Raw genomic sequence first — 13,587 nt, forward strand, 5'->3', positions numbered from 1 at the left:
TGCCTCCTACCCCAAATGATCGTGCCATCCTAAAATGAGATCTTATGATAGTCTAGAAGAAGACGATACAAGAGGGTCTAGAATCTGCTTTGATAGATGCGATGTTTATGCAACGACAAAAATAAAAGCGTACAAATGCACTTAACTATATTGAAAAGCTTAAAATAATTGCTTTAGTATAACATCAATTGTCGTGACAAATAGAACGCACCAGTGAATTCCCTGATAAGATTGCAGTTTAATAGCTGAATATAAAAGCAGCTGCGATGGCACTGTTTTTCACAGTAAATCCATGCATTATGCGCTAGTCATTCCGGTCATCATCTAGTAAGCTTGCATAGACAAAGTTGTAAGTAAAGATTACAACATAGCGTTATATAATTATCATAATCTATTGCATAATGGAGCGTAATAGCTGCGTTTTTCGCGATGTTATTTATCAGAGTGATAGTTTGTAAATACGCAGTATTGCCATGTGATTTAATAGGTTTGACACCGTTTTTTCTTTAGTTACTTATAATCTACCATCCTCGCTAATGGATACAGTTTATGGACAGCGTCTATAAGCTGATGTTCATCACACATTTATAAACTTGTCAGTAAAATTATCGTTTGCTGTCCGCTCTTGGTTTATACGCTATGATTGAAAATTGGACAAAAGAATTTATTATCCAGCGCTTGCTTGCGATTACTTTGCTGGTTGCGCTGTTCGTATTATGCTTTAAAGTGGTGCAGTTTTTTATTGTACCGGCATTGTGGGCGGCAATTTTGGCGTATGTGACGTTCCCTATTTATGAGTTTTTTCACGAAAAAGTTAAACTGAGTCCAGATTTTAGCGCTGCCATTATGACCGTGAGCATCTCCTTGATAATAGGTGTGCCATTGGTTATTGGTGTGTTTATTTTGCAGCAAGAAGCGTTGAGCTTAATCAGTAATTTGGTCTATCGTATTAAAGTGGGCTATTTGGATGTGCCTGACTCATTTAAAGACTTACCGATTATCGGTCAGCAAATCAAAGACGTACTGTGGCGAATCAATAAAAACCCAGAAGGCACGCTAGAAGCCTTCCGTCTTTGGGTTCAGTCGCACTTGTATTATGGCAAGGTAGCATTTGACGTGGTGTTCAGTGGTCTGGCTAAGCTGGGTATGGCGCTGATGACACTATTCTTTTTTTATCGTGATGGTACCAGTCTGGTTCGTCAGATTCGCCAAGCGCTGCGTAACATCATTGGCAATCGCATCGATGGCTATATCGATTCTGTAGGTACAACCACGCGTGCGGTGGTATACGGCATCGGGCTGACGGCATTGGCTCAGGCGCTATTGGCTGGTATCGGCTATTACTTCGCTGGTGCGCCAAGCCCTATCTTATTGACCATTGTCACGTTTATTATTGCGTTGATTCCCTTTGGTACGCCATTTGTTTGGGGCGGTGTGTCTGTCTGGCTACTGAGCCAAGGACATACTGCAGAAGGGATTGGTTTGGCACTATGGGGCGTGTTTGTTATTAGCTGGGTGGATAATCTTATTCGACCTATTGTTATTAGCGGTGCAACCAAAATCCCATTTATTATTATTTTTATCGGTGTGTTGGGCGGTCTAACCGCATTTGGGTTTGTTGGATTGTTCATCGGCCCTGTGGTACTGGCTATCGGTCTTGCCGTATGGCGCGAGTGGATATCGCAGCACAAAAATGAGATATTTGCGCCGCAAGACGTCACGCTCTCTGACTCAAATGCCATAGCGCCAGTACATAATCCAGCACAAGACACAGTCAGTGGAAATGAGTCTACATAGAAAACCCTTATCGATAGAGAAAATTGCCAATGACAAACAATGATATTGCAGATGCTATGGACAATAAGATAAACCAGATGGCCAAAGGTATCACGATCGTTGCTGATAGCAATATCGCTAGCCTGAATGATTTTTTTAATGACGCTACATTAGGTCAGTTGTCTGGGCAAACAGTCAAAATTATACCGGTCGCTGGTCGTGATATTGACGCAAAGCTGCTGTCTGAAGTACAGCCAGATATTTTGTTAATACGCTCGGTCACGCAAGTCAATGAGGCGCTGTTGGCTGAAAATCACAGTGTGCAATTTGTTGGCTCAGCGACTATCGGTACAGATCATGTCGACCAAGACTATTTAGCGATGCGCAATATTACTTTTGCCAATGCCGCTGGTTGTAGCAAGCACTCGGTGGCTCAGTATGTACTGACGGCTATCTTGACCATACGTCCAAACTACTGGCAGCAGCCTGTGACACTCGGTATTATCGGCCTTGGCAATATTGGCAGTACGCTTGCTCAGTATGCCAATGACTTGGGCTGGCAGGTGCTTGGATACGATCCATTATTACCAAGCTCTACTATTAATAATGCTAGCCTTGAGAAGGTGCTTTCTCAAAGTAACGCGGTGAGTTTGCATGTGCCACTGACAAGTGAGAAAGTTGATAGTGATGCTAAAGGCAGTGACTATCCAACGCGTCATCTCATCAATGCAGAGACATTGGCCATGATGCCTGCTGATACCATATTGATTAATAGCGCGCGCGGCCCTGTGGTCAATGAAAATGATCTCAAGAACGATATTGCTCTTACTGGGCGACAAGTAGTTTTGGATGTGTTTGAGCATGAGCCAACGGTTGCTGATAGCCTAATAGCTAAGCTCAAAATCGCCACACCGCATATCGCTGGCTACACGTTAGAAGGCAAGCTACGTGGTACACAAATCATCTATGATGCCTTGTGTGAGAAGCTAGGGATAATACCTGCCCAGTCTATGTCCAACCTGCTACCGCTTAACCTGTTTTTGTGGTCTGAGTTAAAAGCACATCCAGACAGATTGTCAAAGTTTTATGACATGATGCAAGATAATGCCTCATTGCGAAGCAAAATATCTGGTGAAAATCCTGACAAACAAGTGAATGGTCCTGATTTTGACGGTCTGAGACGTGATTACCACTTGCGCCGTGAGTGGCAATCCTAATCTAGCAACTTAAAAATACTATTCTTAAAAACATAAATAATCTACGTCATTGAAGCATTATTATTTATGAATCACGGTAAACAGTCATGAGCCAATCAAGCAGTACATCTAGTAATCAACCTAACTACGCACCAACCTTGACACTAGCAATGGCACAACAACGCGCCAAGTTTATCGGTGATATTCGGCAGTTTTTTATCAGTCGTCAGGTACTGGAAGTACAGACGCCGCTTTTGTCGCAAGCGGGGAACACCGACACTTTTTTGCAATCAGTGGCAGCGCACGTGACCTATCAAGATCGTCCTCGTACCTATTATTTGCATACGTCTCCTGAGTTTGCGATGAAGCGTTTACTGGCTAGCTGGCAAGTGCCTATTTATCAGATTTGTCCTGTGTTTCGGGATAATGAGATAGGCGTGCGTCATAATATCGAATTTACGATGTTAGAGTGGTACCAGCCCAATTACAGCCTCGATGATATGGCAGGTGAGCTTAATGAGTTACTTACGGCGCTTTATGGTCATCCAATGGTGATGAGCCATTACCGCTATGTCGATGCTTTTATGGATTTTGTTGGTATACATCCACTGACAGCGAGCCTATCTGCGCTCCAAGCGGTAGCAGAAGATAGAGGGCTGATAGGGTTTGATTTTAATGATGCTGATGATAGCGAAGAAAACCGTCGCCAGAGCTGGTTAGACTTACTATTTAGTCATGCAGTAGAGCCAAATTTGGGACATGATTTGCCGACACTGATCATAGAATATCCACCTGCGACAGCCGCATTGGCAAAGACAGCGCTGGATAAAGAAGGGAATACAATAGCGAAACGCTTCGAGCTGTATATCAATGGGATTGAGATTGCCAACGCCTATGATGAGCTGGCAGATGGTCTAGCATTGCGAGCACGTTTTGAGCAAGACAATCAATTACGCCAGCGTCATCATCTGCCGCAAATGCCGATTGATGAGCATTTAATTGCTGCATCTGATGATTTGATCCCTTGTAGCGGTATTGCGGTCGGTGTTGATCGATTGCTCATGGTGATAACGGGCGCAAAAACTTTAGAGGAAGTGATTGCTTTTCCGAGCGGTCAAGCATAACCAACAGATAGTTTTTATTCATAGCATTAAGAAAAAAGGTCGTTACCGATTTACCAATTAAATATTGGCGAATCGATAACGACCTTTTTTATAATCTGATTCAGTGATTTGACTTACGTAGTTATAGCTTGGCAGTCAGATCTATCTAAATAGTGATGGTTTATACTGTAGCAATGGCTTCATTGATGTCGATATCACCATTGTGCAAGTTGAATACTTTTCCAATAGTATTATCGGCGGTTAGGACAGATGCCAGCGTCGTTGCGACATCTTCAATAGCATTTTCACCAGAGCTGGTATCATTGATAGTGATTTTGCCTGTACCGTCACGCTCTTTCAGTGTACCCGGCTGTACGATTGTATAGTCGAGTGAGCTATTATTCACGAGCCAATGATCAGCGTAATGCTTAGAGATATAGTAGTCTTTTAGATCTGCAATGTTAGGGTTGTTATCCCATTTCTCAGTTTCTAGCGAAAAGACAGAGCTAAGCATAATATAGCGTTTGATACCTTTGTCTTGCGCGGCTTGCATGGTCTTTACTGCACCGTGTAAGTCGACTTCTAATACATCTTTACCACCAGATCCTGCGACAAAATAGACAGCATCGATATCTTGATCCAGTTGTTTTTCGATAGACTCTTTGCTGGCGGTAATATCCAAATCTAGCTGAGTATAGTTGTCATTGTCAAACAGCTTTTTTTCTTGGCGAGTCGTACCAATTACTTGGTGTTCGTCAGCTAATAATTGCTTAACCAATTCACCACCGACACGGCCACTGGCACCAACGACTAAAATTTTCATAATCATTCCTATTGTTATTTACATTCTGTTATTTAAGCGATTCAGTGAATATTTTTATCTCAAAAACTGACTGTATCGTAACAAAAATAATCCGCACGCTTCGTTATAAAGCGTGCGGATTGGATAGGAGTTGGTTATAGAGTGTATACGGTTTGCAAGGAGGCATATGTCACTTATAAGACATCATCTATTAAGTGGTAAGCAGGTCAGTGTCGGATAGGATGATAAAGCGTACTAACGAACTAAGCGATTCAGACCGTCGGCAAAAGCTTTTTTATCGCGGTCGCCGTAGGGTTTTTGACCGCTCATCTCTTGCAGCTCTAGGACACCAGTACCGCGCATGGTGTCCATGAAGTCACGCATATTAAGCTTTTGCTTGATGTTATTTTTGTCATAGACCACGCCGCGTGTGGTTAGCACCAAGCCGCCTTTATCCAAAATATCATTGGCTAAAGGTATGTCGCTCGTAATCGCCAAGTCGCCTGCCTGTATTTGCTCGACGATATAATCATCAGCCTTGTCAAACCCTGATGGTACAACCGTCATGACGAGTAGAGGAGATTTGCGTAGTTTGATTGGCTGGTTGGCGACGAATGTCGCCATCGTCTTGGTACGTTCAGCCGTTTTGATAATCAAATCTTTGGCGATTAATGGTACGGAGTCGGCATCTACCCAAATTTGCATTATTTTTTGGCCTTCTCTGTCTTTGGCGACAATTCTGCCAGACTGTCTGCTTCACCACTGTTATCTTCTAAGACGTCGTTTTTAGCTTTGGCATCTGCGGTATTAGAGTGAGTATCGATATTTCCATACTCTTTGTCCAAACCTACTTTATTTGGCAATACGGCAACCAGCTTTGCCATAGCGGATTCTAAGTCAGTCACGTCATTGGGCATCAAGGTAATATGAGCAATCTTGCGATCATCACGCTCAGCTTTATGATAGCTATGATAGTGAGCGCCATCGATATTTAGAACGGCACTGATATCAGGATATTGGCCGAGTACGTTGACCATAATCGCTGGATGGACGTTGTCCGTATCACCGAGCGGTAAATTGACCACAGCACGGATATGGTTTTCAAACTGGCTAGTAACCGCGCCTTCGATGCTCCAGTGGCCAGAGTTGTGTACACGCGGGGCAATCTCATTGGCCAGTATCGTGGTATGACCGCGAGCATCTTTGGTGACAAACAGCTCAAGTGCCATGACGCCCACATAGTCTAGATGGTTCATGATCTTTGTGATGGCGTCTGTTGCCTGCTGGAGCAAGTGGCTGGTACCGACTGCAGGAGCTTGAGTTTTTGCCAAAATACCGTGATGATGATGGTTTTCGACCAAATCATAACAGCGTATCTGACCATTTTGCGCTCTTGCTGCAATGATAGAGACTTCACGATTAAAGTTAATGAAGCCTTCAGCAATCAGTGGCGCAGGCGTTGGCGTGAGTGAGCCTTTGCCACTAACGGCGTCTTTTAGCGCAAGCCAAGCAGTTTTAATATCACTCTCTTGTTTGATAACAAACTGACCTTTACCATCGTAGCCACCGCGGCTGGTTTTCAAAACGATAGGCAGGCCTAACGCTTCACAAGCTTGCTTTAACTCAGCTTCAGAATTAACTTCCATAAATGGCACGGTGGCAATATCGAGCGCATTGAACATCTGCTTTTCTTTTAGACGGTCTTGGGCGATATCAAGCGCAATCAGTGGTGGGAACATACCTTGCTTGCTGCCAGATTTTGACACGCTCGTTAATTGCTCGACCGTAGACGTTGGTGTGTTCTCGAACTCTAAGGTAAATACATCAGCGGCTGCGATAAAGTCTGCTAATTGATCGCTATGAAACACGTGACCGTATAGGCTGGCAGGGCATTCTGGATTGTCTTCTAAAAACACGCATTGGTAACCGAGTGGCATGGCGGCTTCGGCAAGCATCATACCAAGCTGACCACCGCCTAAAATACCGATGGTACGAATGGTTTGGGTAACAGGATAAGCGTTTGCTGTAGTCATGAAAGGCTCTTTGAATAAAAGTGAATGAGATCTATGGGCTATTAAAATTTAAAACGCAATGGGTGAAAATAGGAAAAGGTGCACTATAGGCACCTTATATCTAGTATGACTTACTTAAAAATAAAAAGTGGTAGCTCTTGTTTTTAGGCGATCAATGCAAAATACCATGCTAAAAAAGCTAGTCACTCTATATTTATTTAAGAATTAATAATACCGGGTGTTGGGCTAGCGAGAATGGTCTCGGTTTGAGTCTGACGCATCTCATCCAGCTTAGTAGCAATCGTTTCATCATGCAAGGCCAAGACTTGAATCGCAAGTAGGGCAGCGTTATAAGCGCCAGCGGTACCAATCGCCAATGTCCCAACAGCAACGCCTTTGGGCATTTGCACGATAGACAACAGACTGTCCCAGCCGCTTAGCATAGAGGATTTTACAGGAACACCAAATACAGGTAGTGGTGTTTGGCTGGCACACATACCAGGCAGATGAGCAGCACCGCCTGCACCCGCGATAATCACTTGTAGGCCATTGTCTTTTGCACTTTTGGCGTAATCAAATAGCCTGTCAGGTGTACGGTGAGCAGAAACCACTTCACACTCAAAGGCAACATCAAAGTCTGCTAGCAATTGTGCCGCGGCACTCATGGTCGCCCAATCAGATTGCGAACCCATAATAATGCCGACTTTTGGCTGACCTGCAGGGGAGGTGATTGGACCGTTCTGGTTAGCCGCAGTATTGGTGGTGCTCATGATTGGATATCCTCAAAAAGACCATCATACAAAAATTTTGCTACACTCGTAAAGCCAAGTTTGACTTTTAATAATGATATGGTGTTAATAGCATTTATATCACTGGTTTATCTCTATTCTTTTGTCGTGATAATGCTGCACAAAGCGAGAAGCTGTCAGTGGTAATGGCTGTTCGGTATCCAGCTGATAGCAAGTCAAGTAGCCACTAGCTACCGCTGCCGAATAATCAGTACAAACGACCTGCGGACTGAGTGGCTCAGGCGTGCCCGTGAGCCAATAGTGACCGACAAAAACAGGTTTGTGAGTTTGAATCGCAAAGTCAATATTTTCAGCCAGTGCCTCTACTGGTATCTGTGCCAGCGCCGATGTGGGGGCACGAGCGACCTCACGAAGCGTGCGCTGGTTCAACGCATCAAGCCACCAACGCACCCGTACTCGTCTGCGTTCAGTGCCTTCTTTATCTACCATCACAATACCATCAGGCAAGCCCGTCTCGACCCCTTTTAGTACACGCTCTAAGGCATCAAAAGCGATAGTATCTTCTTTAGCGGTTGCGATTAGACCTTCAGAGGTTAGGCAGTTATTATCCGTCAGCAGTGGCTCTAGAACCGCCATGCTATCTACATCCCAGCAAGCATGCACAAAACACGCATAATCTGTCTCAATCCACAGAGGTATCTCATATAAGCGCTGCAACCAGTATTCGTGCTGCTCTGAGCCGAACGGTATCTCTGCCAAGAATGCTTCATGTTGGCGTTGATGTACCGCATTATGTGAGCGCAGATACTGGCTAGAATCCTCAGGATCGAGCGTAGCATAAGCCAAGGCATTATATTCATGATTGCCCATCACCGCATCGGCCACGTCCGCGTCTAACATCGCAAAGACAATCTCTAATGTGGCCAGTTGCTGCGACCCACGGTCAATCAAATCGCCAATGAATAATGCCCTGTGACCTGTCGGTGGCACAAAATGCTGACCGTTATGCTCGTATCCTAATTGGTTTAACAAACCAACGAGCTTGTCTGCATAACCATGAATATCACCGATAATATCTATAATCATAATGAAATATTAAATCTCAAACGTAAAAGTAAGCAACTTGCTTAATTGTCCTGATTCAAAGAATTTCTATTTGAGAAAACAGTTTAAAAACCAGGCGACAATAAAGCATTTATAAAATGGGGTAGTACTTTAGGCTCTAAAATAATCGTAGCAATGACGCCAAATGCGCCGCCCCACATATGTGCCATATGATTGATTTTTGAGCCACCGCGTTTGTCCGCGTAAATACTATAAAATACATAAGCGACGGCAAACAGTATCGCAGGAATAGGAATAATGGCAAATAAGTAAATTCGCTCCCACGGTGCTAGCAAAATAAAGGCAAATAAGACTGCCGACACACCGCCTGATGCCCCAAGACTTAAGTAACTGGCATTGTCTTTATTTTTAAGGTAGCTTGGAATCATGGCAACAACAATAGCCAATACATAAAAAACCACAAAACCATAGCCGAACAAAAATGAACGATATAGCCCTTCAATAGCCCGGCCAAAGAAGTATAACGTAAACATGTTGAATAGCAGATGCATACTGTCGGCATGAATAAAGCCATGCGTGACAAAACGATCCCATTGTCCGTTATTTACAGCGGGTGGATAAAAGATAAGACGGTTGAGTAATTTCTTGTTTTGCCATGCTAATAAGCTGACAATAACAGTAATGATGATAATAAGGGTCGTATGGTTTAACAAAGGAAAATCCTTAGGCCGCGCCTGATAGGTGACAATGCAATAAATGGCAATGCGATAAATGACAATGTTCAAAGCCTAAGCGTTAGGGCTGAGTAAAAACAAATATGACCATTAATTAATATATTGATACTAAGTTAATATATTGATACTAAGTTAATATATTGATACCAAGTTCAAGTTGCTCGTAACGTAATTAGTTAATACTAACAGCAGTTATGCTGATACAGATATCTATTATGTGACAAAACGATGCATTTTTATGCTTTTATAGTGAGTAATGTAGCAGTGTATCATGTGAGATAAGTGAAACCGCTATATAGACGTCGATGCTGCTAAAGAACGCTTGACAGTTTCAGGACAAGTAGCCATATATACAACGAACAATAAGTGCTTAATTTTTGCGGATTTAAAAAGTCAAGAGAGGCAGTGATCCATGAGTATTATCGATCAATTAGAACAGACCGTTACCCCCGCTATATTGGGCGAGCATAATCGTAGTGATAGCGTGGCTTATATCAGCTTGCTTGAGCAGTTTTATGCCATTTTAGCCACGCGCTTAGCGGTGCCACAGGTCTACTCGCAACTACTTCGTAACGATCAGGTGATGGCTAATGACAGTATTGCCGAGCGGCCTTTATTTGAGCAGCTATGGCAAGACCAAATACTACAAAAAACAATCATTCAAGAGCTGTCAGCCGCGCATCATATTGATGAGTCGATCACTGCTCAATTACTAATTAATGCAGCATCCTTAGCCTATCGTGAGCTAAAGGTTTTGGCCAATGGACAGTTTTTGCCAGCATTCTTGCAAGGAGAGCAGTCATCGCTGCGCCCATATTTACCTATATGGTCAGCGTCTGTTATCACTGCCACTCAAGGCGTTGGACACGAATCAACGTCAAAATTTGTCGCAGATAATGGTATCGCGCCATTGAGTGATACTGCACCAAATAAACTTAGTGAGCCTGATCTAAGCACCAGCGCAGTCGCTGCAACGACAGCTGCCACAGCCGCTTATGTGGAAAACGCCAATATAAGCGCTACTGACGGATTAAATGACGATGAGCATTTTGGTGACAGTAATGACGCTATTCATGCCAGTCCAGCAGCTCATCACTTGGCAGAAAATAGCAACATCAAGCGAGAGCACGTGCGCACTCGCAATCAGCGAAACGACCTCCTAGTACGGGTGTTTTTATTAATAGTAGCGCTTGCTGCAATGGCACTGGCTGCTTGGGCATTATTAATAAAACCCAAAAGTGACATACCAGTAGAACCTGTTGCTGTCGCGCCTGTGGTCACTCCATCACCGCCACCAGCACCAACGATGACTCCCATCGAATTCATCGTTGGCGTAGATGATAGTGGCAACCTCTATACTTGTAGCGCGACGGTCGGTGATGCAGCGCTACAAAGCTCATTACAACAGGCACTCAATACGAGCTTTGGCGAGCAGGCGAGTATATGTGAATTTACCGTACAGAATGGAATAGCAACTACTATCGCAAACATGCCTGCGGAGATATTGCCCAATGTCCTGACCATGCTCAGATCGACACCGTTCGCCCGTCTACACTTACAAAACGATCGTCTGACAGTAGAGGCGCCGGATGACATGCTACTACAACAATTGGTCACAAACGTACGTAGTTTAGCACCAACCATGGCAGTCGATAGTACTGCGCCATTGCCACTGCCTAACAACAGTAATGGTGATACGACATATGGTATGGCTGGCACTAATGGCGTAAACAATCAACTCGGCGATGGAACAGGCGCTAATAACCAATACAGTAATGACGGTATGAGCAATGGCGCTGGAGAATATCAAGCCGCTGATGATGACACAGGTGATCGCGTGATACCTGCGCCACTACCTAACAATAATGATGGATTTAATAATAATTCCAACAACGTACCTGCCAATGTTCCAAGTAATATTCCTAGCAACGTTCCTTCTGGTAATAGACCGAGCAGACCGTCAGGCCCTATTTCTGAGTCAGAAGTAGATGACATGGCGAGCAGTGTCATCGTTGCTGAACCAGCACAAGTCAGGTAGTGAGTCGTATAAAGTACATTCAAATCGACTCAGTTCGAATGTACTTTCAGAACTTTTAGAAATAGTTCAAAAGTTAAGCAAGGGAGCGGTATGAATTTGTCATACCGCTTTTTTGATTTTAACTGTTGCTTAGCGTACGTATTTAAGATCTGAGCATCAAAAATGATGCTACTTCACCAAAAAAGCAGATTCGCGGAGCTGAGTATTAAATTCTATTAATTTGTACTCAAGTGCCTGTTGGGTTATGAGTGTATAGTTACGCGCACCAACCAAAACATTACTTAACGTATCATTTGCACAACAACGCATCGACTGTGAAAACACCTTTAACAATTTTATAATATCCAAAACCAATCATCGTGGTCTGGTAAATCTGACTTGATAGAGTAAACAGCCGCCACGTTATTAGATGATTTTATGCTTTAGAGAATCGAACAATATAAATAAAAATTAAGGGGAGAGTTGTATTATGGATATTATCAGTCATTTGACACGCACAGTCAGCCCAGCCGTATTAGCAGACGATCATAGTCCTGCTAAGCAAAATCTACTTGAGCAATTTTATGCAATTTTTGCTGCTCGCCTCGCGAATAATGATACCTATAGCCGTTTTGCTAATGAGAATATCGCTCGTGATGATAGCTCTTTTTATGATCGTGTATGGACAGAAGGGGCCCACCGTGACCAAATCTCTCGTGAGCTCGCTAATGCACATGGTGTCGATGAGACAGCTTCTCGTGGTCTGATTGCTATGGCAGCGCCGCTTGCTTTTCACGAAATCAAAAGCTTGGCTGGTACTACTCCTGTACCGCAATTTCTCAATGACAATCTCAACAGTTATCAGCATCATATCCCTGCATGGGCGGGGGCTGTCTTACCTGCGAGTGCCATTGCAGCCACGCCTGCTGCAACGCCTATATCCGATACGGTCAGTACCGCGCCACTACAGAAAGAAAAAGAGCCACAAGGCAGCTTTATGAAAGCCCTATTACCGATTATCGGTTTGATTATTTTGGGTGCATTGGCTTGGGCTTTATTAAGAGGCTGTCAGGAGAACCCTGAGCCTGTTGCTACGCCGATGGCTACCGCGCAGCAAGATGAGCAAGGTAATGAGCAAGCAGTAGTAGCAACTGACATCGAGCCTGCCTCACTCCGTATCGCCACTGGCGAAAATGGTGAGCTATACGCTTGCCGCATGAGCGTAGGCAACGAGACGCTACAGACCAATGTAATGAATGCACTAACTGGCGCATTCGGCGATGAAGCCAATAAGTGCCGCGCTGATGTCGATGATAATTTTGCCATAGATATGCCAGCTGCTGCACAGCTTACTACGATATTGCCGATCGTCAAAAATGTACCGAATGCTAGCATGGTGATTAAAGGCGATACCATCACGGTCAATGCACCTGATGATGCGGCATTGGCCCAATTGGTGACTGATCTACAAGCCGCTGCACCAGCGATGATGGTAGAAGCTGAAGGTCCATTAGATCTGCAAGGTGAGATTGACGAGAGTGTGGCGGCAGCAGATGCTGCAATGACCAATCTCGGTGACGATCCAGACCCACGTGATGTCGCGCGTGCTCTGAGCCTTCAAGTTATCAACTTCCAAGTGGATGAAGCTGTCATCCCTGATGTCAATAAAACCATTCTTGATCGTGCTGCAAAAATCATCAATGAAGTGCCTGACATGAACCTGATGATTATCGGTCATACAGATAGCCAAGCATCGGATGCTTACAACATGGAGTTGTCTCGTGAGCGTGCTGAGTCGGTAAAAGATTATCTGGCGGCTCAAGGTGTTGATGCGAGCAAACTTAGTACAAAAGGTATGGGTGAAACAGATCCTATCGCTGATAACTCAACTGAACAGGGGCGTTTCCGTAATCGCCGGATTGAGTTTATGGTCAATGACAAAATGGTCGATCTGAATGATGACATGATCATCAACAGCGACTCGCTTGACCCAGATTTGAATCCGCTAGACAGCAATAATGATGATTTGTTGCCTGATGGCGATGATGCGACTCAAGGTACTGCGGTAGATCCAACGAATTAATCAAAAATCATCTAATTTAATAGTAGTTAAGTCTAAAAAACCGCACCTTA

At 44.0% G+C, this 13,587-nt stretch carries 11 protein-coding genes; 5 read left to right on the plus strand and 6 right to left on the minus strand.

What is annotated here, in order from left to right:
- Positions 1 to 639: 639 nt before the first annotated feature.
- From AS194_RS04280 to epmA, 3 genes are all read left to right on the plus strand, one after another.
- The gene (locus tag AS194_RS04280; protein WP_058024236.1) at positions 640 to 1,797 is read left to right on the plus strand and encodes an AI-2E family transporter; all 1,158 of its coding nucleotides are present in this window, start codon (positions 640 to 642) and stop codon (positions 1,795 to 1,797) included.
- A gap of 77 nt (positions 1,798 to 1,874) precedes the next feature.
- Positions 1,875 to 2,993: a 4-phosphoerythronate dehydrogenase gene (locus AS194_RS04285; protein ID WP_058024258.1), complete on the plus strand. Its 1,119-nt coding sequence runs from the start codon at positions 1,875 to 1,877 to the stop codon at positions 2,991 to 2,993.
- A gap of 86 nt (positions 2,994 to 3,079) precedes the next feature.
- A complete protein-coding gene (gene epmA, locus AS194_RS04290; RefSeq protein ID WP_058024237.1) occupies positions 3,080 to 4,096 on the plus strand; it encodes an EF-P lysine aminoacylase EpmA in 1,017 nt (338 codons plus the stop codon).
- A gap of 160 nt (positions 4,097 to 4,256) precedes the next feature.
- Here epmA and AS194_RS04295 read toward each other — a convergent pair whose 3' ends face one another.
- The 6 genes from AS194_RS04295 to AS194_RS04320 form a co-directional block, all read right to left on the minus strand.
- Complete coding sequence (locus tag AS194_RS04295) at positions 4,257 to 4,898, minus strand: NAD(P)H-binding protein (RefSeq protein WP_058024238.1); 642 nt, start codon at positions 4,896 to 4,898, stop codon at positions 4,257 to 4,259.
- A gap of 234 nt (positions 4,899 to 5,132) precedes the next feature.
- The gene (locus AS194_RS04300) at positions 5,133 to 5,582 is read right to left on the minus strand and encodes a DUF188 domain-containing protein (protein WP_058024239.1); all 450 of its coding nucleotides are present in this window, start codon (positions 5,580 to 5,582) and stop codon (positions 5,133 to 5,135) included.
- Positions 5,582 to 6,910: a 5-(carboxyamino)imidazole ribonucleotide synthase gene (locus tag AS194_RS04305; protein ID WP_058024240.1), complete on the minus strand. Its 1,329-nt coding sequence runs from the start codon at positions 6,908 to 6,910 to the stop codon at positions 5,582 to 5,584. The genes AS194_RS04300 and AS194_RS04305 overlap by 1 nt, the downstream gene beginning before the upstream one ends.
- A 197-nt stretch (positions 6,911 to 7,107) precedes the next feature.
- Positions 7,108 to 7,659, minus strand: coding sequence for a 5-(carboxyamino)imidazole ribonucleotide mutase (gene purE, locus AS194_RS04310; protein ID WP_058024241.1), 552 nt, complete (start codon positions 7,657 to 7,659; stop codon positions 7,108 to 7,110).
- A 99-nt stretch (positions 7,660 to 7,758) separates the two neighbouring features.
- Positions 7,759 to 8,724 (minus strand): metallophosphoesterase, encoded by a 966-nt coding sequence (locus tag AS194_RS04315; protein WP_058024242.1) that lies wholly within the window; start codon positions 8,722 to 8,724, stop codon positions 7,759 to 7,761.
- 83 nt (positions 8,725 to 8,807) lie between these two features.
- Entirely contained in the window at positions 8,808 to 9,416 is a 609-nt protein-coding gene (locus tag AS194_RS04320; protein ID WP_058024243.1) for a rhomboid family intramembrane serine protease, read from the minus strand.
- Between the two features lie 433 nt (positions 9,417 to 9,849).
- Between AS194_RS04320 and AS194_RS04325 the strand changes: the two genes are divergently transcribed.
- Together AS194_RS04325 and AS194_RS04330 are read left to right on the plus strand one after the other, a co-directional pair.
- On the plus strand, positions 9,850 to 11,475 hold the full coding sequence (locus AS194_RS04325) for a hypothetical protein (RefSeq protein WP_058024244.1): 1,626 nt from the start codon (positions 9,850 to 9,852) through the stop codon (positions 11,473 to 11,475).
- A gap of 469 nt (positions 11,476 to 11,944) precedes the next feature.
- Entirely contained in the window at positions 11,945 to 13,537 is a 1,593-nt protein-coding gene (locus AS194_RS04330; RefSeq protein WP_058024245.1) for an OmpA family protein, read from the plus strand.
- The last annotated feature ends 50 nt before the right edge of the window (positions 13,538 to 13,587 follow it).

It is taken from the genome of Psychrobacter piscatorii (genome assembly GCF_001444505.1).
GTDB classification, from domain to species: Bacteria; Pseudomonadota; Gammaproteobacteria; order Pseudomonadales; family Moraxellaceae; genus Psychrobacter; species Psychrobacter piscatorii_B.

Bases quoted from the DNA above. Each gene is read 5' to 3' on its own strand.
- AS194_RS04295 (WP_058024238.1), bottom strand. From the start codon at position 4,898: ATGAAAATTTTAGTCGTTGGTGCCAGTGGCCGTGTCGGTGGTGAATTG.
- AS194_RS04305 (WP_058024240.1), bottom strand. From the start codon at position 6,910: ATGACTACAGCAAACGCTTATCCTGTTACCCAAACCATTCGTACCATC.
- purE (WP_058024241.1), bottom strand. From the start codon at position 7,659: ATGAGCACCACCAATACTGCGGCTAACCAGAACGGTCCAATCACCTCC.
- AS194_RS04325 (WP_058024244.1), top strand. From the start codon at position 9,850: ATGAGTATTATCGATCAATTAGAACAGACCGTTACCCCCGCTATATTG.
- AS194_RS04280 (WP_058024236.1), top strand. From the start codon at position 640: ATGATTGAAAATTGGACAAAAGAATTTATTATCCAGCGCTTGCTTGCG.
- epmA (WP_058024237.1), top strand. From the start codon at position 3,080: ATGAGCCAATCAAGCAGTACATCTAGTAATCAACCTAACTACGCACCA.
- AS194_RS04330 (WP_058024245.1), top strand. From the start codon at position 11,945: ATGGATATTATCAGTCATTTGACACGCACAGTCAGCCCAGCCGTATTA.
- AS194_RS04285 (WP_058024258.1), top strand. From the start codon at position 1,875: ATGGCCAAAGGTATCACGATCGTTGCTGATAGCAATATCGCTAGCCTG.
- AS194_RS04300 (WP_058024239.1), bottom strand. From the start codon at position 5,582: ATGCAAATTTGGGTAGATGCCGACTCCGTACCATTAATCGCCAAAGAT.
- AS194_RS04315 (WP_058024242.1), bottom strand. From the start codon at position 8,724: ATGATTATAGATATTATCGGTGATATTCATGGTTATGCAGACAAGCTC.